Here is a 23,194-nt window from a genome sequence, read left to right as displayed (position 1 = left end):
CACGGCCGAGCCAGCACCGGCACCGGGGTCAGAACGTCATGGTGACGACGCGCCCGCCCGTCCCCTCGACGAGCTCGATGCGCGCGCGGCGCGCGACGACGCGGGCCACGGCGGCCGCCCGCTCGCCGCCGTCGCGCAGCACCACGTCGAGGGCGACCGCCGGCGCCCCCTCGCGCGGGCCGCGCTCGGCGATGCGCACCATCGAGCGCCCGTCCGAGAGGCGGGACACGGTGAGGTGCGGGCTCGCGACACCAGCGGCGCTGACCATGCCGACAGCGAGCTCCATGAGCCCGCTCACGGCGCGGACGTCGCCCTCCACCTCGTTGGCACGGCCGTCGGAGGAGGCGACCGAGATGCCGACCACGGGCCGCCCCTCGGCCGGGGCGGCGCTCCAGTTGCGGAGCACGTCGATGAGATCGAGCGGCGTCGGGCGCAGCTCGAGGGTCGCGATGACGAGCTCGGACAGGCGCAGCGCGCCGCTCAGCTCCCGGGCCGTCCTGCGCACCGACGCCTCGAGCCCGAGGCGCTGCCGCGCGTCGATGCCACGCTCGGAGCCGCCGCGATCTCCGCGACCGCGGCCAGGGCCGCGCGCCGGCGAGGCGCCGGCCGCGGCGCGGGACAGCTCGTCCGTGAGGCGCGCGACCTCGACGCCCGCGTGGCCGAGGACCGCGCAGGCGGCGTCGGCCGCCGCGGCGTCGGCCGCCGCGGCGGCGTCTGTCTCGACGAAGCCGTCGCGGACCGCCGAGGACAGGCTGTCGAGGGCAACGACGAGCGCCGCGCACCCTTCGCACACCTCCGGCAGCGCGAGCGCGACCCCGCGCGGCCCGACGCGGCGCGAGCCGAGCAGGTGCGCGAAGCTCTCGATGCCTGCCGCGCCGTCCCGCGCCGCGCCGAGCGCAGCCGCGAGCCGCTCGCCGAGCATCAGGCCGTCGCGCTCGGCGCGACCTCGTAACCCGCGAAGAAGTAGGCGATCTCCCGCGCGGCGGTCGCCGGCTTGTCGGACCCGTGGACCGCGTTCTCGCCCACGTTTGCCCCGTAGAGCTTGCGGATCGTCCCTGCCGCTGCCTTGGCCGGATCCGTCGCGCCGATGACCTCGCGGTACTTCGCCACCGCGTCCTCGCGCTCGAGCGCCATCACCAGGATGGGGCTGCGCGACATGAACGTCACGAGCTCGTCGAAGAAGCCGCGCCCCTGGTGCTCCGCGTAGAAGCCCTCGGCCTCCGCGCGGGTAAGGTGGATGCGCTTCATCGCTTTGACCGTGAAGCCCTCCTGCTCGAGGCGGGCGACGATCGCGCCGGCCGTGTTCTTTTCCATCGCATCAGGCTTGATGATTGAGAGTGTTCGCTCGAGGGCCATGGGCGGCCCAGTTAGGCGAAAACGCCGAGCGTTGCAAGCGTCACGCATTCCGTCCCGGGAGTCCGCAGCCCGCCGCGCTGCACGATCCCTCGGCCGGTCGCGTTTCCGTCATCGCTGTCCACCCCGCCACACCGCTCCAGGCTGCTCTCCCGGCCGCGCCCCAGGTTGCGGATCGGCCACGTCCGATCCCGCCCGCCCGTTGTCCGTCTCGGCTCTCCGCGCTCTCCTCGCGCTCTCCTCGCGCTCGCGCTCGCGCGCCATCGCGTCCTTGTCGCAATTCCGTCTCGCGAGGGCGACGCGCGACACGCGCGATCGCCATCAAGCTGTCACAATGCGCTGCTACATACATCGGCCATGCCGAGCCACGTGCTCATCGTGGAGGACGAGCGCGACCTGCAGCGCGTCCTCACCTACAATTTCCGTCAGGCAGGGTTCGATGTGGTGTCCGCTGGGAGCGGAGAGATGGCGCTCCGCGCGGTCAAGGAGGAGCGGTTCGATCTCGTCCTGCTCGACCTGATGCTCCCGGACATGTCGGGCACGGAGATCTGCCGCCGCCTCAAGCAGAACCCACAGACATCGGCGGTGCCGGTCATCATGGTCACGGCCAAGGGCGAGGAGATCGACCGGATCGTCGGCTTCGAGCTCGGGGCCGACGACTACGTCGTCAAGCCGTTCAGCGTGCGCGAGCTCATCCTGCGCGCCCGGGCGATCCTCAAGCGCTCGGAGAGCCCCGCGTCGGCGCCGGAGAAGTTCGACTTCGGCATCCTGCGGGTCGATCGCGCCGCGCACCGGGCCTGGGTTCAGGAGGCCGAGATCGCGCTGACCGCCCTCGAGTTCCGCCTGCTCATGATGCTCTACGATCGCCGCGGGCGCGTGCTGTCGCGCGATCTCCTGCTCGACGAGGTGTGGGGCTCGCACGTCGACGTGACCGCGCGCAACGTCGACACCCACGTGAAGCGCGTCCGCGAGAAGCTCGGCGCGGCGGGCGATTACATCGAGACCGTGCGCGGCGTCGGCTACCGGTTCCGCGCCGAGCCCGAGGTCGCCTAGGGGCCCATGCGCTTGCTTAGGGGGCTGGGCGTCGGAGCGAAGCTCGCGGCGGGGACGGTGCTCGCCCTCCTCGTCGCTGGCGTCCCGATCGAGCGCCTCGCCGCGCGCGACATGGAAGCGGCGCTGCTGGCGGAGCACAGCCCGCGCGCCGCCGTCGACGCCGCCCTGCTTCGGTCACGGCGCACCCTGCTGCTCGGCATGGGCACCGTGATTGTCGTCGCCGTCTCGGTGGGCGCCGCCACGGCCTTCTTCGTCACGCGCCCGATCCGGAGGCTGACCCGCTTCGCGCAGGCGATGTCCGAGGGCGACCTGTCGACGCGCGCCCCGCTGCGCGGCTCGGGCGAGCTGCGCCAGCTGGCGCGCGCGCTGAACCACCTCTCGAGCGAGCTCTCCCGCTCCACCGCCGAGGTCCGGACGGAGCGCGCCCTGCTCGCGGGCATCCTCGACGGGATGAGCGAGGGCGTCCTCGTGCTCGATCGCGACGGAAGGATCCTCCTCGCCAACCGGGCGCTCCGCGCGATGGCCTCCCTCGGCGAGGACGCGCTCGGTCGATCGGTCATCGAGTCGATCCGCAATGCGCGGCTCACCGAGGCGATCCAGCTCGCCGGCAAGCGGGACGAGCCTGTCGACGTCGAGGTCGAGCTCGGGCGGACGCTGCCGAGGCGGCTGCTCGTGCGCGTGTCGCGCCGGAAGGGCCCGGAGCGGCTCGGGCACGATGAGCGCGAGGCCCTCGCCGCGTGGGGCGCGGATCACGACGGCGCGTCCGCCGAGCCGGGGCTCATCGCGGTGTTCCATGACGTCACCGACCTCCGCCGGCTGGAGACGATCCGGACCGATTTCGTCGCCAACGTGTCCCACGAGCTGCGCACTCCGGTCACCGCGATCAGCACCGCCGCCGAGACGCTGCAGCTCGGCGCGCTGAACGATCCCCACGAGGCCGCCGAGTTCGTCGACGTGATCGATCGGCACGCGAAGCGCCTCCGCCACCTCGTCGACGATCTGCTCGATCTCTCGAAGATCGAGGCGAAGAACTTCCGCCTCGCGCTATCGGAGCTCGACATCGCCCCCGCCATCGAGCACGTCACGCAGCTGCTCGCCGAGGCGGCGCGCCGGCGCAGGGTCACGCTGACCGTCGACGCCTCCGCGCTCCCGCCCGCTCGGTGCGACCGCCGCGCGCTCGAGCAGGTGCTCATGAACCTGCTCGACAACGCCATCAAGTATGCGGGCGAGGGAGCTCACGTCACGGTGAAGACGCGCTCGGTCGATCACCAGGTGACGATCGCCGTCGCCGACGACGGCCCCGGTATTCCGCCCCACCACCTGGGCCGCATCTTCGAGCGGTTCTACCGAGTCGACGCCGGCCGCTCACGCGATCTGGGCGGCACCGGGCTCGGCCTCGCCATCGTGAAGCACCTGGTCGAGCTGATGAACGGCTCGATCGAGGTCGAGAGCGCCATCGGCCGCGGCACCCAGTTCACCGTCCGCCTGGCGCGCGCCGAGTGATCCACGCGAACCACGCAAAGCCAGGAAAGCGCGGTACTCGCTGTTCCACCTTGCCGTCACGGAGCTGTCACAAAACTCGATTACGCCTTGCTGTGCATGGCTCGAATTCTGCTCACCCTGGCGATGTTCCTCCTGACCGCGGCGTGCGGTCGCTCTGATGCCCCCCAAGAAACCGGCTCGCTCCCCGGCGCGAAGAAGGACACCGCGCCGCCGCCGACCGCTGACGGGGACATCACCTTGACGGGCGCGGGTGCGACGTTCCCGTACCCTCTTTATACGAAGTGGATCGCTGAGTTCCAGAAAGCCAACTCCAAGGTCAAGATCAACTACCAGTCCATCGGCTCCGGGGGTGGGATCCGGCAGATCACCGAGCGGACCGTCGATTTCGGCGCCTCCGATGCCCCGATGAACGAGGAGCAGCTCGGGAAGGCCGCCGGCATCCTTCACCTGCCGACCTGCCTGGGCGCGGTCGTGCTGACCTACAACCTCGAGGGTGTCCCGTCTGGCCTGAAGCTCACGCCGGAGGCGGCCTCGCACATCTTCCTGGGCAAGATCAAGAAGTGGAACGACCCGGCCCTCCAGAAGGAGAACCCGGACGTGAAGCTCCCCGACAAGGAGATCGCGACGGTCCACCGCTCGGACGGCAGCGGGACGACCAAGATCTTCGTCGACTACCTGAGCGCGGTCAGCCCTGAGTGGAAGAGCGGACCGGGGACCGGGACCAGCGTCAACTGGCCTGGCGGCCTCGGCGCCAAGGGCAACGACGGTGTCTCCGCGCTCATCACGAGCACGCCCGCCTCGATCGGCTACATCGAGCTCGCGTACGCGATGCAGAACAAGCTCACGTTCGCCTCGCTCAAGAACAAGAGCGGGAAGTTCATCACCCCGTCGCTGGAGAGCACGACCGCCGCAGGCGCCGGCGCCGCCGCCAAGATGCCGGAAGACCTCCGGATCTCGCTCGTGGACGCCGAGGGCGAGGACGCATACCCCATCGCCGGCTTCACGTACCTCCTTGTGTACCAGGAGCAGAAGGACCTCGCGAAGGGCAAGGTGCTCACCAGCTTCATCAAGTGGGCGATGCAAGACGGCCAGAAGTTCACGAACGACCTCCACTATGCCCCGCTGCCCGCGGCCGTCGTCGAGAAGGTCAACAAGAAGCTCGCCGCGCTGGTCGGCCCTGACGGCAAGCCCCTGCTCGCCCCATAACCCCCAGAATGCGCGTCAGCCGCACGAACGGCGCTCCGGCGCGCGCGGCTGGCGTGCGCGCCGGAGCGCAGGATAGGTCCATGAGCACCGTAGAAGTCCCGATGCAACAAGCCGCCTCGTCCGCGCCACAGAGCGACGCGCCACATGGCGCGCGCGGCGCGGATCGAGCGTTCCGCGTCATCCTGACGATGTTCGGCCTGACGGTGCTCGCGGTGCCAGCGCTGATGGTGCTGGAGCTCATCCGCTCATCGCGGCTCGCCATCGACAAGTTCGGGCTGGGGTTCCTCACCGGGCGCGTGTGGGACCCTGCGCGTGAGGAGTTCGGCGCGCTCCCCTTCGTCTACGGCACGGTCGTCACGTCGCTGATCGCCATCGTGCTCGCCGTCCCCGTCTCGCTCGGCCTCGCGATCTTCCTGTCGGATCTGGCGCCCCACCGGATCCGCAAGCCGCTCGGGTTCATGGTCGAGCTCCTCGCGGCGATCCCGAGCGTCGTCTACGGCTTCTGGGGCATCGCCGTGCTCCGCCCCTGGCTCCGGGACACCGTCGAGCCGGTCATCATCAAGTACTTCGGCTACATCCCCCTCTTCGAGGGCCCGCCGCTCGGCTTCGGCATGTTCGCCGCAGGCGTCATCCTCGCCATCATGATCGTCCCCACGATCACGTCGGTGTCGCGCGAGGTGATGCAGGCGGTGCCCCAGCTGCACCGCGAGGCGGCGGTCGGCCTCGGCGCGTGCGCGTGGGACACGATCCGCTACGCGGTCCTCCCGTCGGCGCGCTCAGGCATCATCGGGGCCATCATCCTCGGGCTGAACCGGGCGCTCGGCGAGACGATGGCCGTCACGATGATGATCGGCAACGTCCCGAAGGTGAGCGCGTCGATCTTCCACCCCGGCTATTCGATGGCGAGCGTCATCGCCAACGAGTTCGTCGAGGCGACGAGCGATATGTACGTGTCGGCGCTGTCCAAGATCGCGCTGCTCCTCTTCGGGGTCGCCCTCCTCCTCAACCTCTTCGCCCGGTGGCTCGTGAGCTCGACCAAGAGCAAGCTGGAGAAGCGCGCATGAACAGCGACACCCCTGTCCCCGTGGCGAGCCCCACGAGCGCCCCCAAGCGCACGCTGCTCGAGCCCGCGCCCGGCGAGACGCTGCGCCGCGCGCGCAGCTACTTCTTCGAAGGGCTCTGCGTCTCGAGCGCCGTCGTCGTCCTGGTCCCGCTGTTCCTGATCTTCATCTACGTCGTCAGCAAGGGCCTCAGCGGGCTGTCCCTCGACTTCTTCACCCAGCTGCCGAAGCCCGTCGGCGACGAGCGGAGCGGCATGGGCAACGCGGTCGTCGGCACGCTCATCCTCGTCGCCATCGGCTGCAGCATCGGGTTGCCGACGGGCATCCTCGCCGGCATCTACCTGGCCGAGATCGGGCGCGGCAAGCTCGCGGCCGCCATCCGCTTCATCGCCGACGTGCTCGGCGGCGTCCCCTCGATCACCATCGGCGTGTTCGTCTACGCCCTCGTCGTGGTCACGATGAAGCGCTTCTCGGCGCTCGCCGGCGGCATCGCGCTCGCGATCGTGATGCTCCCGACGGTGACCCGCACGACAGAGGAGCTGCTCAAGCTGGTGCCCGCCCACCTCCGCGAGGCGTCGCTCGCCCTCGGCGTGCCGGAGTGGCGCACGAGCCTCCTCGTCGTGCTCCGGACGGCCTCGCCCGGGATCGGCACCGGCGTGATGCTCGCCGTGGCCCGCATCGCCGGCGAGACCGCGCCAGTGCTCCTCACCGCGCTCGGCTCATCGTATTGGAGCTTCGCCATCGACCGCCCCATCGCCTCGCTGCCGGTGCAGATCTGGCGGAACGCCACATCGCCCTACCCGAAATGGCAGCAGGAGGCGTGGACCGGCGCCCTCGTGCTGATCGTCATCGTCTTCCTCCTCAACCTGCTCGCGCGCATCGCTACGTCGCGGAGCGTCAAGGCGCGCTAAAGGCACTCGATGAGCTCGTTTGACTCACTGCACCACAAGGGACGGTCCGGGGAACGCCGCAGCGGGCTCGACACGGACGGCATCGACAGCCGCTCCATGGAGCCACAAGACGAGGCGCCGCCAGCCAAGATCAGCGTCACTCGGCTCAACGCCTATTTTCATAAGTTCCACGCCATCCACGACATCACGCTGGATATCCCCGATGGCCAGGTCACAGCGGTCATCGGCCCGTCCGGGTGCGGGAAGTCGACGTTCCTGCGCTGTCTCAACCGGATGCACGAGCAGGTGCCGGGGGCCTCGGCGAAGGGCTCCGTCATGATCGACGGCGTGAACATCTATGACAAAGCCGTCGACCCGGTGCGGCTGCGGCGGCGCGTCGGCATGGTGTTCCAGAAACCCAACCCGTTTCCAACCATGTCGATCCGCGAGAACGTCCTCGCCGGACACAAGCTGAACGGCATCTCCGTCAAGGATCCCACAGGCCTCGTCGAGAAGTGCCTGCGCCAAGTCGCGCTCTGGGACGAGGTGAAGGACAAGCTCGATCAGTCCGGGCTATCTCTCTCGGGCGGCCAGCAGCAGCGGCTCTGCATCGCCCGCGTCCTTGCGGTGGAGCCGGACGTGATCCTGCTCGACGAGCCGTGCTCGGCGCTCGATCCCATCGCGACCGCGCGCGTCGAGGAGCTCATCGACGAGCTGAAAGAGCGGTATACTTGCGTGCTCGTAACACACAACATGCAGCAGGCCGCCCGGTGCTCTGACTATACCGCCTTCTTCTACATGGGGGACTTGGTGGAGTTCGACAGGACCCAGACCATCTTCACCAACCCCAAGGAGAGCAAGACGGAAGACTACGTCACCGGGAAGTTCGGCTGATGGAAGCGGGGGATAGAATCATGCCGACGTCGCACACGAGCAAGGTCTACGAGCACGAGCTACGCACGCTTCGCGAGAAGCTGCTGCTCATGGGGAGCCTCGTCGAGGAGATGATCCAGAAAGGCTCGACCGCGCTCACGACGCGCGACACGGGCCTCGCCAAGGCGACGATCCGGCTCGATCGCCGGATCAACCGCCTCGAGTGCGAGGTCGACGAGCTCTGTATGAGGATCCTCGCGACCCGCCAGCCCGTCGCGTCCGACCTGCGCTTCGTCACCACGGCGCTCAAGATCGTCACCGATCTGGAGCGGGTCGGCGACCTCATGGTGAACGTCTGCGAGCGCGTGCAGGAGCTCAACGAGGAGCCGCCGCTCGCGCCGGTGGCGGACCTGCAAGGCCTCTCGGACGAGGCGATCGAGGTGGTGCACGAGGCGCTGGACGCGCTGGTCGCCCGCGACTGCGAGCGAGCGAACCAACTGCTCACGCGCGATGACGTGATCGACGAGCACTACGCCCGCATCTTCCAGGAGGTGCTCCTCGTCATGAGCCGCGACCCGAGCACCGTGTACAGGGCCACGCGCATCCAGTCGATCGCCAAGTACCTGGAGCGCATCGCCGATCACGCGATGAACATCGCCGAGTCGGTCGTCTTCCTCGTCAAGGGGACGGACATCCGGCACCACAACCGCCTGAAGGAGAACGACCCGCTCTCCTCGCCGCCGCCGGCCGGGCTTCGCCTGCGCTAGGCCCGGGCAGCGCCAGCGCTAGGCGCCAGCGCCGCCCGGAGGCGCCGTCCCGCCGTGGCCGTGCCCGTGGGGCTCCTCGTCGTCGTGCGCGTGCCCGTGGGGCGCCTCGTGCCCGTGCTCGCCGGCGCAGCGGGCGTCCTCCCATCCGACCCAGTATGGGCCGTCCGGCCCGTGTTCACGCTTCCAGATCGGCAGGCGCTCCTTGATGCGATCGATGAGCAGGCGGCACCCGCGGAAGGCCTCTCCCCGGTGCGGCGCGCTCGCGGCGCAGGCCACCGCGACGTCGCCGACGTGGAGCGCGCCCACCCGGTGCGTCGCGGCGACGCGCACGCCGGGGAGCTCTGCGGCGATCTCCGACAGGATCCGCTCCAGCTCGGCCTCGGCCATCGTCCCGTAGGCCTCGTACTCCAGCAGCGTGACCGAACGGCCCTCGTTGACGTCGCGCACCACGCCCAGGAACGTGGCGATTCCGCCAGCGCCAGGGTGAGACACCGCGGCGATGAGCTCGTCGAGTCGGAGCGGCTCGGCGCGGATCCGGCTCACGGCGCGCTCCGCTGGAAATGGCCGGACCGGCCCCCGCTCTTCTCGAGGAGCTTGATGTCCGAGATCACCATCTCGCGATCGATCCCCTTGAGCATGTCGTAGATCGTCAAGCACGCGGCGCTCACCGCGACCATGGCCTCCATCTCGACCCCGGTGCGATCCAACGCCTCCGCGGCGGCGGTCACCCGGATCGACGCGGACGGCTCGTCCACGTCGAGCGAGACCGAGACGTGCGTGAGCGCGATGCCGTGGCAGAGCGGGATGAGCTCCGGCGTGCGCTTCGCCGCCATGATCCCGGCGATCCGCGCCGCGGCCAGGACGTCGCCCTTCGGGGCGTCGTCGCGCGCGACCCGGGCGATCGTCTCGTGGCGCATCAGGACGGCGCCGGACGCGACCGCGCGGCGGTGCGTGACGGGCTTGCCTTCGACAGGCACCATGCGGGCCTCGCCGCTCGGAGAGAGGTGAGTCGAGAGCGCTTCGCCCTCGCGGGGTCGATCAGGGGTTCGCGGCATCGCCCCGGAATCTGACACGGCGGCCCCGAGGACCGGTAGCCGAACGTGATCCGGCCCCGCGCCGATCGCCCGCTCCTTCAGCCGCCGATCGCGCGGATCGACACCGCGGAGGCCGTCTCTTCGGTGCAGCCCTTCCAGACCTTGCCGTCCGGCTTGAGGCGCCACGCCTCGTCCAGGCGCAGGCGGATCGCCGCGCGATCGCCGATCTTCGCCTCGCGCGAGGCGTCGACGCCGTCGTCCGTGGCGAGGCACGGCCGGAGCACGCCCGTCGAGGAGACGCGCAGGCGATCGCAGCTCTCGCAGAACGTGTCGCTCGTGCCCGTGATGAAGCCCACGCGGAGCGACGGGTCGCGGCGAGCGCGGACGTACCTGGCCGGGCCGAGGCCGGGCTCGGCCGCCGCCTCCTCCGGGAGGAGGTGCTCGGCGAGGCGCGCCCTCATCTCGGCCGCGGTGACGAGGTGCTTGCCGACGAGCCGAGCGCCCTCGGCGATCGGCATCACCTCGAGGAAGCGCGGCACCATCCGGCGCTCCCAGGCCCACAGCGCGAGCCGCTCGATCTCGTCGTCGTTCACGCCGCGGAGGACCACCGTGTTCAGCTTGATCGGCGAGAAGCCCGCCGCGATCGCGGCGTCGATGCCGTCGAGCACCCGGGCGAGCTCGCCGCCCCGGGTCATCTCGTGGAAGCGCCCAGGATCGAGGGTGTCGATCGAGACGTTCAGCCGGTGCAGCCCGGCGGCGCGCAGCGGCCCGGCGAGCCGCGCGAGCTGCGACGCGTTCGTCGTGAGGGCCAGATCCTCGAAGCCGAGCGAGGCGAGGCACCCGACGATCGACACGATCTCGGGGTGGAGCAGCGGCTCGCCGCCGGTCAGGCGCACCCGCCGGACGCCGGCGTCGCGCAGGGCCTCGAACATGGTGCGCCAGGCGGCCGTCATGAGCTTGCCGTCGGCGTAGCCGTCATGCCGCGACGGGCGGCAGTAGGTGCACGCGAAGTCGCACCGATCCGTGACCGAGATGCGCGCGCTCCGCGGCGCGGGCCCCGCGTGCGCGCCAGCGGCCTCGCGGGCGCCGTCGCGGTACGGGATCACGGCGGCGCGTCGCCCCGCCTCTCCGCCGCCGACGAGCGGCAGCGATCGCCTCCGCTCGGCCGGCGCGTCGCCCGCATTGCGCGCAGGATCGAGGCCGCCAATAGAAGAAGGCATGCAGCGTCCCTCTCGGATCCTCTAGCCGCCCGCCACCGGCGGGATGAGCGCGACCTCGTCACCGAAACCTACAGGATCGCTCGGCGTTGCATAGACGCCGTTCACGGCCACCCGGATGGATCCCTTGTAGGGGCCGAGCCCCGGATAGCGAGCACAGACGTGCTCCAGGAGCTCCGCTGCGGTGCAGGGACCAGCCAGCGGCAGCGCCACTTCTCCGGTGCCCAGCACATCCCTCGCGCCAGCGAATGCAAGCACGCGTACCGCTGCATCCATCACTGCAACCTAGCATCGCTCCGCTGGCCCGACACGACGAACTGCCGCCAAGCGACCTCGGGCCGCCTCGACGCCCTGGCGCCTGGCGCCTGGCGCCTGGCGAGATTCGAGTCTACCGGGCCCGGCCGGCACGGCTATCATCGGGCGGCTCACCGTCATGTCGGAAGAAGGCTTTTTGCCGGGCACGATCCTGGCCGGTCGCTATCAGGTCCGCCGAGAGCTGGGTCGCGGCGGCATGGGGGTCGTCTATCTCTGCCGCGATCTCGTGCTCGACGAGCGCGTCGCCGTGAAGCTGCTCGACCGGCCAGGCGCGGCGGCCCGCCCCGAGGACGCCTGGTGGTTCCAGGAAGAAGCCAGGGCGCTCGCCGGGCTCTCCCATCCGGCGCTCGTCAAGGCCCGCGACTTCGGGGCGCTCAGCAACGGGACGCCGTACCTCGTCATGGACGCCGTCCCGGGGCGATCGCTCCACGAGTGGCTCTACCTCGCGCGGCTCGAGGACCCGCTGCCCTGGCCGATCATCTGGAGCGTCATCGACCAGGTGCTCGGCGCGCTGGCGCACGCGCACGCGCGGGGCGTGATCCACGGGGACCTGAAGCCGTCCAACGTCCTCGTCGATCTGCAGCACGGGGGCGAGCCGCCGCTCGTGCACGTGCTCGACCTCGGGCTCGCCTGGCTCATCCAGGACCGGGTCGATCACCGGCTCGACGGATCGAGGGAGAGCGAACCCACCGTGCGCTGGGGCGCGGGCACGCCGGGCTGGATGGCGCCCGAGCAGATCCGCTTCGCGGCGCCCCACGTCGGACCGCCGACGGACCTCTACGCGCTCGGCTGCATCCTCTACGCCCTGCTCGCCGGGGGGGAGGTCTACGACGGCAACAACGACGAGCTCCTCCAGCAGCACCGGAGCGCGCCGATCCCGGATCTGCCGCTCCCCACGGCGGTGCCGGGCGACGTCGCGAAGTTCGCGAAGCGGCTGCTCGCGAAGCGCCCGTGGCACCGCTTCGACTTCGCGGGCGACGCGCGGCGGGTGTGGAAGCGGTTCGAGCCGCGCAACAACGAGAACGTGACAGCGACGCCGCTGCCGATCGCCCTCTTGACGAGCGGCCGTCTGCCCCCGAGCCGCAAGGAGCTGCTCACGCCCGAGCTCATCGAGCCTCCAGACGACGACCCGCCGCCGTCCGTGACGACCACCGGGCTGCTCGCGCTCCGGCCGAGCCCGTTCGTCGCGCGGACCGGGGAGCGGGCGCGGCTCATGGAGGTCGTGGCCGAGATGGTCGACGCGCCGAAGGCGATGCACCGGTTCGTCCTGCTCGCGGGCGAGGCTGGCGTCGGCAAGAGCCGGCTGGCCGAGTGGCTCTGCGAGGAGGTCCACGAGCGGGCGCTCATGGTGCCGCTCCGCGCGCGCTACCGGCGCATCGCGGCGCCGCTCGACGGCGTGCTCGGCGCGGTGACCCAGCACTACCGGCTGGAGCGGGCCGAGCGCGAGATCGTCGAGAAGGTGCTGATGAACCTCTGGGAGGTCCCGCCCGAGGACGAAGTCGGCAAGACGTGGGTCGCGGCGACCGCCGAGTGGATCAAGCCGTCGCCTCCGGGCAGCGAGGCGGTCGGCCCGACAGGGAAGCGCTTCCGCCTGGACCGCCCCGAGCTCCGCTGGCTGATCATCCGCAAGACCCTGGAGAGGATCGGCCGGGACCGGCCGGTGCTGCTCTGGCTCGACGACCTGCACTACGCCTCGTCGACCACGTTCGAGGGGCTCATGACGCTCCACCGCGACGCGCCGAACCTGGGCCTCCTCGTCGTGGCGACGGTCAGGAGCGAGGCGGTCGAGTGCGATCCGGTGGCGGCGAGGCGCATCGAGGGGGCGCTCGCGGCCTACGTGGGGGAGCGGCTCGACGTCGCCCCGCTGAACCCCACGCAGACGCACGCGCTGCTCCGGGAGACGCTGCCGCTCGACGACGCGGCGGCCGAGGCGGCGACGGCCCGCAGCAAGGGGAACCCGCTCTTCGCGCTGCAGCTGCTGCACGCGTGGGCGGGCGGCGGCCACCTCCAGCTGCGCGCGGGCAAGTACTTCGTGCCGAGGGCGTCGATGGCCGTGCAGGCGGCGACCACCGCCGACCTCTGGGAAGAGCGCCTCGCGGCGCTGCCCGAGGAGCTCCGCACAGGAGCGCGCGCCGCCGCCGCGCTCGGCGGCGACATCCGGCGCGAGATCCTGCGCGCGCTGCTCACCTCGCTCGACATCTCGGCGGACAGGGCGATCGCGTCCATGCAGCGCGCCCAGATCCTCCTCGCCGTGGGCGATCGCCTGCGCTGGCCGCACGCGCTGCTCCAGGAGCACCTCCTCTCGCAGCTCTTCCTCGAGCCGGACGCGGCCCGCGTGTTCCGCGCCGCCGCCGACGCGCTCGGGGCGCACCCGGCCGCGTCGAGCCGCCGCATCCTCCGGCACCGGGTGGTCAGCCTGCTGCGCGCCGGCGACACCGACGAGGCCGCGGCGCTCATGCACGCGCACGTGGCGGCGCACTGGCAGAGCTCGCGCGACATCGCGGCGACGCTCCGCGACCTCGCCGTGCTGGACGGCAAGCTGCCCGGGGGGAGCGACTCGCGCCCGGGCCTCCGGGGCGGGGTGGACGCGCGGCCCGTGCTGACGGGGACGCGCCTCGGGACGCAGCTGCGCTTCCGCGGCGAGGCGCTGCGGCTTGCGGGGAGGCTCGATGAGGCGCGGCGCGACGCGGAGGACGCGCGGCGCATCTTCGAGCAAGCCGGCGACCGCGAGAACCAGGCGCACTGCCTGCGCCTGCTCGGGCACATCGCGTCGGACCTCGGCGCGGAGGCGCAGGGCCGGCGGCTCGTGGCGCGAGCGCACGCGATCTTCGACGAGATCGGCCACGGCCACGGGCAGGCGCAGTGCGAGGTGCTGCTCGGCGAGATCGACTACCTGCTCGGCGAGCACGCGCGGGCGCGGGCGGTGCTGGCGTCCGGGGCGTCGAGGTTCATGGAGGTCGGCGATCGGCTCGGCCGGGCGCAGTGCCTGCTGCTGCAGAGCATGGTCGAGCAGGCCGGGGCGACCTCGGAGGCGGCGCGCGCGCTGCTCACGACCGCGCACGCCGACTTCGACGCCATCGGCTACCGGCTCGGGCTCGCGCAGTGCGATCTCGCGCTGTCGCACGCGGACCACCGCGTCGGCAACTTCGAGGCGGCGCGCTCGGGCGCGCTCGCGGCGCGGCAGAGCTTCCGCGACGTCGCGAACCCGCGCGGCGAGGCCGGGTGCGAGCGCCTCCTCTCGATGGTGGCGCTCGACGCGGGCGCGCCGGAGCTCGCCGAGGAGCACGCGCTCGCCGCCGGCAGGCTCTTCGAGCGGCTCGGGGATCCGTGGGGCCTGGTGGAGGCGCGGCTGCTCTTCGCGCAGATCGCGCTCCACCGCGGGGACGCGGAGCTCGCCCGCGAGCACCTGATGGCGTGCGAGGCGGTGGCGCTCGCGGAGGCGGAGCCCCGGCAGCACCGGCACCTGACGCTCGCGTGGCTCGCGTACCACGAGGGGCGCTTCCACGAGGCGGCGCGCGAGCTCGACGCGGCGCGGGCGGCCTTCAAGGACAGCCGCACCGGAGACCATACGCCGCAGCTCCTCGAGCGCTTCGCGCGGATGGGCTGGCCCAAGCCGGCGGGGACGCGGATCAGCGGCTGGATGCGCACGCTCGAGAGCACCTGAGGCGGGGGCCCGGGGGGGCGCCACAAGAGCTCTCCAAAGGATCAAAGGCCGCCGACGGCTGACGCTCTCACGAGCTGCGTCGCCGAGCGGGGCTCACCCGCACAGGAGACGGGTCCAGATCGGCGTTTTCGGCGCGCAGGCGCACTCCCGTGCGCGGAGCACCGAAAACGCCGAGATGGGCCCGTATCCGAAGCGGGTGAGTCCCGCTCAAAGAGGGAGCCAGAAGTCGGGGCCGAAGAGGCGGCGCGCGTCCTCGATCGTGCGGAGGGCACGCGGCAGATCGAGCCTCGCCTGGTGCTCGGCCAGCTGCACGACGTAGGGGATCCAGAGCGGCCTGCAGACGACGAGCGCGGCGAGGTGGAACTCCGCCTCCTCGGTCTGGCCGAGATCCATCGCCACACGCGCCAGGAGGCTGTGCACCGGGACCGGCGACCCGAGGGGCGCGATCGCCGTGGCGCAGCGCCGCACGCTCTCCGCGGCCTCCTCGCTGGGGTGCCGCCGGAACTCCTGGAACGTCTCCTCGAGCTCGTGCTCGTCGCTCACCTGCTCCGGCAAGTGCTGCGCGACGAGCGCCTTCCAGTGATCGACGAACGGCAGACCGGCGAGGGCGCTCGAGCTGTCGGCGTGGGCAAGGAGCATGTCGGCCTCCTTCCAGTCGCCGGCCTCTCGGGCGAACTCGAGCCCGGAGACGACCCGAGCCTCCTCGTGGAGCCCAGGCTCCTTCGTCAGGAGCCAGCGCTGCCAGTAGAGCGCGCCCCGGAAGGCCACGCGCGCGAGCGGCTCTTTGTCGTCCACACGCATCTGCAGCGCCATGTCCAGGAGCGCACCCTTGTGCCGCTGTACGTCGTCGACGAGAAGGCTCGCCGGCCAAGCGCAGAGCCCGCACGCCTCTGAGATCATCGCACCCCCCTCGCACCGCACGAGAGCTGCCTGCCGACAGGCAGCGCAGAAGGAACCCCCCGCGATGCAGACCAACGCTACCACGGCGCCCGCAGCACGCGAGAGGCCGTCGCCGGCGTGTGGCAGGCAGACAACATTGACGAAGGCAAGAGCGCTCGAATGCCGCCGCGCGAGCGGCCTGCACCGGAACGGATCTCGAACCAGGGAGCGTACGAGAGACGAAACCCGCGAGGACGACGCCGAAGACGGCGACGACGACAACGGCCCGCGCCGAGCCGCGCGCGGGCTCATGGACCTCGACCGAGGCTTCCTGCACAATGCGCCGCTGGCGGCAGCGACCGAGCGGGGGTGTCGGCGGCCGCTCGAGGTGCTGATTGGCGATCGAGATCGAGAGGACAACACGGCGGCACAGCGCTCCTGACACCCTGCGGCGCCCACGATGAGCCAGCCTGATCTGCACCGCGCCGCGTTCGAGGCGGCCGAAGACGCGCTCCTCCTCCTGGAGAACGGCCGCGTGATCGACGCCAATCCGAGCGCGATCCGGCTGCTCGCCGGGTCCGCGGACGGCCTCGTCGGACGGGAGCTCACGGACCTCGCGCCGCTGCTGCAGCCCGACGGACAGGCCTCCGCCGAAGGCCTCGCGCAGCGGCTCGACGCGGCGGGCCGGGGCGAGCCGCAGCGGTTTCGGTGGCTCTACCGGCGCCCAGGCGGGGACTTCATCCAGGCCGACACGCAGATCGCGCGGCTCCCCCTCCCCGACCGAGCAGGGCCGATCCTGCGCGCCGTCGTGCGCGAAGAGGACAAGGAGCAGCGGCGGCTCTACGCGCTCGCCGTCGACATGCTCGGCGCCGCGACGCTCGACGGGCGGTTCAAGGAGCTCAGCCCCTCGTGGGAGCGCACGCTCGGGTTCAGCCGCCAGGAGCTGATGGCGCGGCCCTACCTCGAGTTCATCCACCCCGAGGACAAGGCGCGCACCCTCTCGGAGACAGACACGTTCTCGACGGGCGCGCAGACGATCACCTACGAGAACCGGTTCCTCTGCAAGGACGGCTCGTACCGGTGGCTCGAGTGGAACGCGATGCTCGCGCTCGACGAGGGGCTCGTCTACTTCGTCGCCCGCGACGTCACGCGGCGCAAGACCGCCGAGATCGCGCTCCGTGAGTCCGAGGAGAAGCTGCGGGCGCTGTACGACGGCATCCCGCACCACCTGGTGGTCGTCGACAAGGACGCGCGCATCGTCTCGGTGAACCGGCCGTCTCCCGGGGTCCGGGAAGAGAGCATCGTCGGCCGGAGCCTCTACGATTTCACGGCACCGGAGTACCACGCCACGGTGAGGGAGGCACTCCGGACAGTGCTCCAGGAGGGGGGCCGCGCGAGCTACGAGGTGGTCGGCCTCGGGGCGAACGGCGGGCGGGCGTGGTACGCGAACCACGTCAGCGCGATCCGCGGGGCCGACGAGGTCACGAACGCGCTCATCGTGGGGGAGAACATCACCGAGCGCCGGCGCGCCGAGGAGCAGCGCCGGGAGAGCGAGGCGCGCTTCCACGCGGCCGTCGAGGCCAGCATGGACGCGTTCCTCACGCTGGCCTCCCACCGCGACGACAGCGAGGAGATCGCCGATTTCGTGATCACCGGGCTCAACGCGCGCGCCGCGACGATGCTGTCGATGCCGCGCGAGCAGCTCCTCGGCCAGCGCCTCTCGGAGCTCGTCCACTCGGTCGAGGCCGGCGTCCTCCTCGCGAGGTGCCTGCGCGGCCTCCGGAAGGGGGCGCCGATCGAGGAGGAGATCCTCCTGCCCGCGCCGACCGCCCAGGCGTCGCGCCCGGGCGTCTGGGTGCACCACCAGATCGTGCCGATCCAGGGCGGCGTCGCCGTGACGATGCGGGACACCACCGAGCGCAAGCGGCTCGAAGATCAGCTGCGCCAGTCGATCGAGCGCCTCGAGGTGTACGCCGAGGAGCTGGAAGGCAAGAACCGGATGCTCGCCGCGGAGAACGCCGAACGCGAGCGGACCGCGAGCGTCCTGCGCCAGCAGCAGGAGGCGATCCGCGCGCTGTCGACGCCGATCATCCAGGCGTGGGAGGGCGTCCTCGTGCTGCCCATCATCGGCGCGCTCGACAGCGCCCGGGCCACGGACATCATGGAGAAGCTGCTCGGGGAGATCGTCCGCACGCAGGCCCACTTCGCCGTGCTCGATCTGACCGGCGTGGAGGTCGCGGACACGCCGACGGTCGACCACCTGTTCCAGGTGGCCCGGGCCGCGAGCCTGCTCGGCAGCCGCTGCCTCGTGTCGGGCATCTCCCCCGGGGTCGCGCAGGCCATCGTGACGCTCGGAAGCGACGCGCGGACGCTCGAGACCTTCGGCGCGCTCGAGGACGCCCTGCGCCACGCGCTGCTCGTGTCGGGCGCCCGGCTGCCGAACGCGCGCGGCAAGGCGCGGTAGCGGCGGCCTGCCTACGCGTCGTCGGCCGCGAGCTCGTCGTGGAGCTCCCGGGCGCGCGCCGCGTGGCGCGCCGCCGCGGCGCCCTCGCCGATCGCGGCGGCGTGCGCCGCGGCGCGGTCGTACGCCGCCGCGGCCGCCCGAAGATCGCCGCCCCGCTCGTAGTGGTGGGCGAGGAGGGCGGCGCCCTCGTCGCGCGCCGCCGCGTTCGGGGCGCGGTGCTCGATCCAGTCGGCGACGAGCAGGTGGATCCGCCGGCGGATCTTGAGGCTCAGCATCTCGTAGGCGACCTCGCACGTCGCTTGCTCCACGAACACGTACTCGCGCTCGCCGGGGAACGACGCCGGGGAGCGGAGCCGGATCAGCTGGCGCTCGCAGAGGCGCGCGAGCAGCTCGGCGGTGGACGCGCTGCCGCCGTGGCGCACCGAGAACGGCGGATCGAGATCCTGGAGCTCCGCGAGGATGCGCTCGCTCGACATCGGCGAGCGCGCCTGCGGGGCGTCGTTCCGGAGCCGCTCGACCGCGCCCTCCCAGAAGGTCCGGCCGACGACCGCGGCCTGCGCGAGGAGGCCGCGCGCGGCCTCGTCCAGGCGGTCGAGGCGCGCCTGGACCACGCCGTGCACCGCCGGCGGCAGGCTCAGCGCGCTGAGCGCGTCGTCACGGACGTGCCACGCGCCCTCCTGGGCCTCGATGGCGCCGGCGTCCACGAGCAGGTGGAGGGTCTCCTCCACGGTTCGCGGGTTGCCCTCGGAGCGCTCGGCGATCGCGCGCACGAGCTCGAGATCGAGCGCGGAGGCGCCGCGGAGCCGATCCCGGATCATCTCCTCCGCGTGCCGCCGCGCGAGCGGTGACGCGTCGACGCGGACGTACGCTTCCTTCCCGACGCCCCAGTCGGGGCGGCGCTCGTAGAGCTCGGGGCGCGCGGTGCACACCATGCAGAGCGGCAGCCCCTCGGCGTGCGCCACGAGCTCCTCGACGAGGTCGAGCGTCGCGTCGTCGGCCCACTGCAGGTCGTCGCACACGATCACCATCGGCGTCCGCTCGAGGGCGAAGGTGACGAGCAGCACGAGCGCGGAGGCGATCCGGCGCCTCGCCAGCACGCTGCCGCGCGCCGCGGCCTCGAGCAGCCCTGCGGGCGCAGGCCGCGCGCCCAGGATCGCCGCCAGCCGGGCGAGGATCTCCTCGAGGTCGCTCCCCCCGCTCGGCCTCGACAGCGAGGGGGACGGATCGAGCTCGTCGTCGTCCTCGTAGCGCGCCGCCCCGGCTCCCCTGCGCCCGCTGACGGTCGAGCTGATCGGCCCTCGGAGCGGGACGGACGACGCGCGGGTCACGATGGGCGACGCGCCCCCGAGCGCGGCGGCCCTGGCCCCCGCGCCGGCGGCCTCCCGCTCGGCGCGGACGCGGGCGCGCGCGGCGCGCAGCCGGATCCAGCGCAGACCGCGGCGCAGCTTGCGCAGGATGACCTGGGCCGGATCGGCCTCGTGGATCCCGAACCAGCGGCGGAGCAGCGCGCCGGCCAGGCCATAGCTCGAGTCCTGCGCGAGCGCCGAGCACTGCGCCGAGAGGGCGAGCAGCCCCCCGGGCGGCGCGAGCGCGTACCCGCGCTCCGAGGAGGGCGCGCCGCCCCCGGCGCCGCCGTCGCGGAGGCCCGCGAAGAGCTCTGCGAGCATCCGCGTCCGTCCCACGCCGGGCGCGCCGACCAGCGTGATGAGGCGCGGCCGCCGCTCGTGGAAGGCGGTCTCGACGAGATCACACAGGCGCTGCATCTCCGCGCCGCGCCCGACGAGGCGCGTCGAGAGCCCATGGAAATCGGGCGGCGCGAACGCGTGGTGGAGCGGCGCCTCGCCGAGCACGCGGTAGATCGGCTGCGCCGCGCCATGAGCGGTGGACGCCGGAGGCGCCGCCGGCGCCCGGACCGCATTCGCGCCCGCGCCCGCGTCGATCGGCTCGACGTGGAAGCGCCCGAGGACGAGGCGGTGGGTGTCGCGGCCGATCACGATCGCGCCGCGAGGCGCGAGCTGCTGCAGGCGCCCCGCGCCGTCGACCGCGTCGCCGATGACGGCGAGGTCCTGCCGCGCCGAGCCCCCCGCGCCGACGAAGGCCCGCCCCGTCGCGATCCCGAACCGCACCGAGAGGCGGACCGATCGCGCAGCGCGCGGCAGCGCGAGGCGCGGAATAGCGGCCTGCGCGCCGAGCGCCGCGACGATCGCCCGCTCGGCGTCGCTGTCGGTCGAGCGGGGGACGCCGAAGACGGCCATGACGCGCCCGCCGATCGGCCGCTCGACGATCCCGTGCATCTGCTCGACGTGCTCCGCGAGCACCTGATAGCAGCGGTCGACGACGTCCTTGACGTCCTCGGGATCGAGCCGCGACGAGAGCGCGGTCGCCTCGGACAGATCGGCGAACAGGACGGTGCAGATCCGGTGCTCTCCACCCTCGAACGGCAGCGCGGCCCGGGTCCGCGGCGAGCCGCGATCGGAGCTCACGCTCCCCCTCATCCCGCTGCTGTCCGGCGCCATCCACGATCTCGACGACGGCGGCAGCGACGGCGGCGGGACCGACAGCGCCGGCGGCGGCGGCAGCGGCGGCAGGTGGACGGCGGCGAGGTCGAGCAGCCCGTCAGCGTCGTCGTTCGTGTCGCTCGGGCCGAAGGCGGGCGCGCGCAGGGTGTCGCGCGCCACCACGACGATGCTGGAGCGGTGGGCGGCCTCCAGGGCGGCCCACATCTCGCCGAGGTTGTGGAACCGCTGCGAGGGGTTGATCGCGAGCGCGCGGCCGAGGACCGCCTCGACGTCGGCGTTCGCGTTCACCCCGCGGGAACGGAAGCTCGGCCGGATCGCCTCGTCGCTCGAGGCGACGAAGAGCTGGATGACGTCGCCGCCCGAGAGGGCGGGCTGACCGCTCGCGACCTCGACGAGGATGAGGGCCATCGCATAGACGTCGGTCCAGGGCCCTGTGGCGCCGAACCGCGGGCTGAACTGCTCCGGCGCGCCGTACTGCGGCGTGAAGGCGCGGAACGTTCGTCCCGTCTGGACGAGCGCCTCTGCGAACGTCGGCGTCTCGGAGAAGACCTTGGCGAGCCCGAAATCGAGCACCTTCATGCGATCGCCGAGCAGGAACAGGTTGGCCGGCTTGACGTCGCGGTGAGACACGTTCTCGTCGTGGGCGACGGCGAGCGCGGAGGCGACCGGCGCGAGGAGCCGGATCGCGTCGCCGAGGCTCCTCGGCGGGAGCTTCTCGGCGCTGCGGCGCTTGAGATCCTGCTCGAGCGTCTCGCCCTCCAGCCACTCCATGACGATGTACGGCGTCCAGGGCCCCCTCGGAGCGGCGGCAGCGCCGATGTCGAGCGCCTGGACGATGCCCATCGTCCGGCGCGAGAGCTGGTGGAGCAGGCGCGCCTCCTCGCGGAACTTGGCGAGGAAACCGTCCTGCTGGTCAGGGCTTAGACCCGCGGGGATCTTGAGACATTTGACGGCGACCGGCGAATCGAAGCCGAGGTGCCGGGCCCGGTAGACGACGCCGAACGCTCCCTCGCCCGCCAGCGCCTCGACGGCGAACTGGCCGTCGATGATCGACCCCACCCAGCCGAACGGGTCGCTGGCCTGCATCGTTGCCTAGGCTACCTGTTGCGCCGAACCCCGAGCAAGAGAAGCAACGGCCGCGGGCGAGGGGATGTGCGAGGCGGGGCGCGCGTGGGGCCCCGCCGAACTCGCGGCTCCAAGGAGGAAAAGGGGCCCTGACGGCCGCGACGGGCGACTGGCATGGATCCATCTCCGCTGGCCGGGTAACGATGAGGCCGGCGATTCGAGCTCGACGGCGCCGGTCTGCCTACATGAGCGCTGCGGCGCTGCGGCAGAACTCGGACCGCCGGACCACCGCAGCTCTGGTCCATCGAGGCGCCTTGCCGTCATCGCGCTTCTCTCATCGCCACGCGCACCACGCGGCGCGTACCGGTGGATCGAGCACGAAGACGAGTCTCCTGGACCGGGGACAGGCAGCTCATGGGCGCTCCTGCCTGTCACGGTCGGCCTGCGCTGCAGGCCCTCACGGGCCCGCCGCGTCGCCGAAGCAGCCGTATCCCTAGCCCCACAGCGGGAATTCGGAAGGGCGAGGGAGAGCGCGCCGCGTCGGTTCACCGTCGACCGCCGCGGACGGCAGCGCCATCCTGAACGCATGAACTTCCTGCTTCATCGCCACCTCGCCGCGCGCGACCTCGGCTCGGCCGCCGCGGGCGCGGCGGCGATGCTCCCGGACCTCTGGCGCATGGCCGACCGGCGCGTCAGGCCCTCCCGCGCGCCCGATCGCCCCGCGGCCCCGCCGCCCCGCCTCGCCGAGGTGCTGGCCGGCATCGACCACCACGTCGCCGTCGACCGCTGGTTCCACGCCGCTCCCGTCTTCGTGGAGGGCGAGCGCCGCCTCGCCGCCGCGTTGCGCGCCGCCTCGCTCGGCGCGCCCCGGCTCGCGCTGTTTGCCCACGTGCTCTGGGAGATGTGCCTCGACGGCGCGCTCGTCCGCAGGACGGGCCTAGCGCCCCTCCTCGACGACCTCCGCGCCGGCCTCGACGCAATCGACGGCGCCCCGACCGAGGCCGCCGCCTCGATCCACCACTTCCAGCAGCGCGCCCCCTCCCCCGCCGGCCCCTTCGCCGATCGCGCCGCCTTCGAGTCGCGGCTCCGTCGCATCTGCGACGAGCTCCTCCGCGGCCCCTGGATCGCCGGCTACCAGGACGGCGCCGGCCTAGCTCTTCGCCTCTCAGGCGTCCGCGCGCGCTTCGGCATGCCCCCCTTCACCCCGGACCAGCACGCCCACCTCGCCGCGCTCCTCGACGCCCTCGCCGCCTCTGCAGACGACGCCCTGACCGACCTCCTCCGCACCGCGCCGAAGCACTGAAGCCCCCCCGCACCCCTTCATCCAGACA

The 23,194-nt window shown here is 72.1% G+C and carries 18 protein-coding genes; 10 read left to right on the top strand and 8 right to left on the bottom strand.

Features of this window, described 5'->3' with window-relative positions; genetic code table 11:
• Nucleotides 1-28 precede the first annotated feature (28 nt).
• Entirely contained in the window at nt 29-922 is an 894-nt protein-coding gene (locus WMF19_RS17425; RefSeq protein WP_437900135.1) for a hypothetical protein, read from the bottom strand.
• Complete coding sequence (gene ndk / locus WMF19_RS17420) at nt 922-1,356, bottom strand: nucleoside-diphosphate kinase (RefSeq protein ID WP_272098169.1); 435 nt, start codon at nt 1,354-1,356, stop codon at nt 922-924. The genes WMF19_RS17425 and ndk overlap by 1 nt, the downstream gene beginning before the upstream one ends.
• Nucleotides 1,357-1,710: 354 nt before the next feature.
• On the opposite strand from ndk, the gene WMF19_RS17415 reads away from it, so the two are divergent.
• The 7 genes from WMF19_RS17415 to phoU all read left to right on the top strand — a co-directional run bounded on the left by WMF19_RS17415 (nt 1,711) and on the right by phoU (nt 8,706).
• On the top strand, nt 1,711-2,406 hold the full coding sequence (locus WMF19_RS17415) for a response regulator (RefSeq protein WP_437900134.1): 696 nt from the start codon (nt 1,711-1,713) through the stop codon (nt 2,404-2,406).
• 6 nt (nt 2,407-2,412) lie between these two features.
• Entirely contained in the window at nt 2,413-3,909 is a 1,497-nt protein-coding gene (locus tag WMF19_RS17410; RefSeq protein ID WP_437900133.1) for an ATP-binding protein, read from the top strand.
• 96 nt (nt 3,910-4,005) lie between these two features.
• A complete protein-coding gene (gene pstS, locus WMF19_RS17405) occupies nt 4,006-5,115 on the top strand; it encodes a phosphate ABC transporter substrate-binding protein PstS (protein WP_437900132.1) in 1,110 nt (369 codons plus the stop codon).
• An 80-nt stretch (nt 5,116-5,195) separates the two neighbouring features.
• Nucleotides 5,196-6,179 carry a phosphate ABC transporter permease subunit PstC gene (gene pstC, locus WMF19_RS17400; protein ID WP_437900131.1) on the top strand — a complete coding sequence of 328 codons (984 nt, stop codon included), beginning with the start codon at nt 5,196-5,198 and terminating at the stop codon, nt 6,177-6,179.
• Nucleotides 6,176-7,087, top strand: a complete 912-nt coding sequence (pstA, locus tag WMF19_RS17395) for a phosphate ABC transporter permease PstA (protein ID WP_437900130.1) — start codon at nt 6,176-6,178, stop codon at nt 7,085-7,087. The genes pstC and pstA overlap by 4 nt, the downstream gene beginning before the upstream one ends.
• 9 nt (nt 7,088-7,096) lie before the next feature.
• Nucleotides 7,097-7,960: a phosphate ABC transporter ATP-binding protein PstB gene (pstB, locus tag WMF19_RS17390; protein ID WP_437900129.1), complete on the top strand. Its 864-nt coding sequence runs from the start codon at nt 7,097-7,099 to the stop codon at nt 7,958-7,960.
• Nucleotides 7,961-7,980: 20 nt separating this feature from the next.
• Nucleotides 7,981-8,706 (top strand): phosphate signaling complex protein PhoU, encoded by a 726-nt coding sequence (gene phoU, locus WMF19_RS17385; RefSeq protein ID WP_437900128.1) that lies wholly within the window; start codon nt 7,981-7,983, stop codon nt 8,704-8,706.
• Between the two features lie 18 nt (nt 8,707-8,724).
• On the opposite strand, the gene WMF19_RS17380 is transcribed toward phoU, so the two are convergent.
• The 4 genes from WMF19_RS17380 to WMF19_RS17365 all read right to left on the bottom strand — a co-directional run bounded on the left by WMF19_RS17380 (nt 8,725) and on the right by WMF19_RS17365 (nt 11,215).
• Entirely contained in the window at nt 8,725-9,249 is a 525-nt protein-coding gene (locus WMF19_RS17380) for a molybdenum cofactor biosynthesis protein MoaE (RefSeq protein ID WP_437900127.1), read from the bottom strand.
• Nucleotides 9,246-9,761 carry a cyclic pyranopterin monophosphate synthase MoaC gene (gene moaC, locus WMF19_RS17375; protein WP_437329709.1) on the bottom strand — a complete coding sequence of 172 codons (516 nt, stop codon included), beginning with the start codon at nt 9,759-9,761 and terminating at the stop codon, nt 9,246-9,248. The genes WMF19_RS17380 and moaC overlap by 4 nt, the downstream gene beginning before the upstream one ends.
• A 77-nt stretch (nt 9,762-9,838) precedes the next feature.
• Complete coding sequence (gene moaA / locus WMF19_RS17370; RefSeq protein WP_437329708.1) at nt 9,839-10,960, bottom strand: GTP 3',8-cyclase MoaA; 1,122 nt, start codon at nt 10,958-10,960, stop codon at nt 9,839-9,841.
• A 21-nt stretch (nt 10,961-10,981) separates the two neighbouring features.
• Nucleotides 10,982-11,215 (bottom strand): MoaD/ThiS family protein, encoded by a 234-nt coding sequence (locus tag WMF19_RS17365; protein ID WP_272098160.1) that lies wholly within the window; start codon nt 11,213-11,215, stop codon nt 10,982-10,984.
• A gap of 175 nt (nt 11,216-11,390) precedes the next feature.
• Here WMF19_RS17365 and WMF19_RS17360 point away from each other — a divergent pair, with 175 nt between their 5' ends.
• Entirely contained in the window at nt 11,391-14,936 is a 3,546-nt protein-coding gene (locus tag WMF19_RS17360) for a protein kinase domain-containing protein (RefSeq protein WP_437900126.1), read from the top strand.
• A gap of 207 nt (nt 14,937-15,143) precedes the next feature.
• Here WMF19_RS17360 and WMF19_RS17355 read toward each other — a convergent pair whose 3' ends face one another.
• Complete coding sequence (locus WMF19_RS17355; protein WP_437900125.1) at nt 15,144-15,836, bottom strand: hypothetical protein; 693 nt, start codon at nt 15,834-15,836, stop codon at nt 15,144-15,146.
• A 439-nt stretch (nt 15,837-16,275) separates the two neighbouring features.
• On the opposite strand from WMF19_RS17355, the gene WMF19_RS17350 reads away from it, so the two are divergent.
• Nucleotides 16,276-18,279: a PAS domain S-box protein gene (locus WMF19_RS17350; protein WP_437900124.1), complete on the top strand. Its 2,004-nt coding sequence runs from the start codon at nt 16,276-16,278 to the stop codon at nt 18,277-18,279.
• A gap of 11 nt (nt 18,280-18,290) precedes the next feature.
• Here the strand turns inward: WMF19_RS17350 and WMF19_RS17345 are convergent, their stop codons facing one another.
• The gene (locus WMF19_RS17345) at nt 18,291-21,884 is read right to left on the bottom strand and encodes a protein kinase domain-containing protein (protein WP_437900123.1); all 3,594 of its coding nucleotides are present in this window, start codon (nt 21,882-21,884) and stop codon (nt 18,291-18,293) included.
• A gap of 565 nt (nt 21,885-22,449) precedes the next feature.
• Here WMF19_RS17345 and WMF19_RS17340 point away from each other — a divergent pair.
• A complete protein-coding gene (locus WMF19_RS17340; protein ID WP_437900122.1) occupies nt 22,450-23,166 on the top strand; it encodes a hypothetical protein in 717 nt (238 codons plus the stop codon).
• Nucleotides 23,167-23,194 lie beyond the last annotated feature (28 nt).

Origin of the sequence: Sorangium sp. So ce124 (assembly GCF_051525235.1) — a bacterium.
Taxonomy (GTDB): Bacteria; Myxococcota_A; Polyangia; order Polyangiales; family Polyangiaceae; genus Sorangium; species Sorangium atrum.
The sequence above is the reverse complement of the archived record's forward strand: the minus strand, read 5'-3'. Positions and strand labels throughout refer to the sequence as shown.

What these genes read in the sequence shown, in the direction of transcription:
- WMF19_RS17410 (WP_437900133.1), top strand. Translation starts at nt 2,413, where the DNA reads ATGCGCTTGCTTAGGGGGCTGGGCGTCGGAGCGAAGCTCGCGGCGGGG.
- pstA (WP_437900130.1), top strand. Translation starts at nt 6,176, where the DNA reads ATGAACAGCGACACCCCTGTCCCCGTGGCGAGCCCCACGAGCGCCCCC.
- WMF19_RS17340 (WP_437900122.1), top strand. Translation starts at nt 22,450, where the DNA reads ATGAACTTCCTGCTTCATCGCCACCTCGCCGCGCGCGACCTCGGCTCG.
- phoU (WP_437900128.1), top strand. Translation starts at nt 7,981, where the DNA reads ATGCCGACGTCGCACACGAGCAAGGTCTACGAGCACGAGCTACGCACG.
- WMF19_RS17350 (WP_437900124.1), top strand. Translation starts at nt 16,276, where the DNA reads ATGAGCCAGCCTGATCTGCACCGCGCCGCGTTCGAGGCGGCCGAAGAC.
- moaC (WP_437329709.1), bottom strand. Translation starts at nt 9,761, where the DNA reads ATGCCGCGAACCCCTGATCGACCCCGCGAGGGCGAAGCGCTCTCGACT.
- pstB (WP_437900129.1), top strand. Translation starts at nt 7,097, where the DNA reads ATGAGCTCGTTTGACTCACTGCACCACAAGGGACGGTCCGGGGAACGC.
- ndk (WP_272098169.1), bottom strand. Translation starts at nt 1,356, where the DNA reads ATGGCCCTCGAGCGAACACTCTCAATCATCAAGCCTGATGCGATGGAA.
- pstC (WP_437900131.1), top strand. Translation starts at nt 5,196, where the DNA reads ATGAGCACCGTAGAAGTCCCGATGCAACAAGCCGCCTCGTCCGCGCCA.
- pstS (WP_437900132.1), top strand. Translation starts at nt 4,006, where the DNA reads ATGGCTCGAATTCTGCTCACCCTGGCGATGTTCCTCCTGACCGCGGCG.
- WMF19_RS17345 (WP_437900123.1), bottom strand. Translation starts at nt 21,884, where the DNA reads ATGCAGGCCAGCGACCCGTTCGGCTGGGTGGGGTCGATCATCGACGGC.
- WMF19_RS17355 (WP_437900125.1), bottom strand. Translation starts at nt 15,836, where the DNA reads ATGATCTCAGAGGCGTGCGGGCTCTGCGCTTGGCCGGCGAGCCTTCTC.
- WMF19_RS17415 (WP_437900134.1), top strand. Translation starts at nt 1,711, where the DNA reads ATGCCGAGCCACGTGCTCATCGTGGAGGACGAGCGCGACCTGCAGCGC.
- WMF19_RS17360 (WP_437900126.1), top strand. Translation starts at nt 11,391, where the DNA reads ATGTCGGAAGAAGGCTTTTTGCCGGGCACGATCCTGGCCGGTCGCTAT.
- WMF19_RS17425 (WP_437900135.1), bottom strand. Translation starts at nt 922, where the DNA reads ATGCTCGGCGAGCGGCTCGCGGCTGCGCTCGGCGCGGCGCGGGACGGC.
- moaA (WP_437329708.1), bottom strand. Translation starts at nt 10,960, where the DNA reads ATGCCTTCTTCTATTGGCGGCCTCGATCCTGCGCGCAATGCGGGCGAC.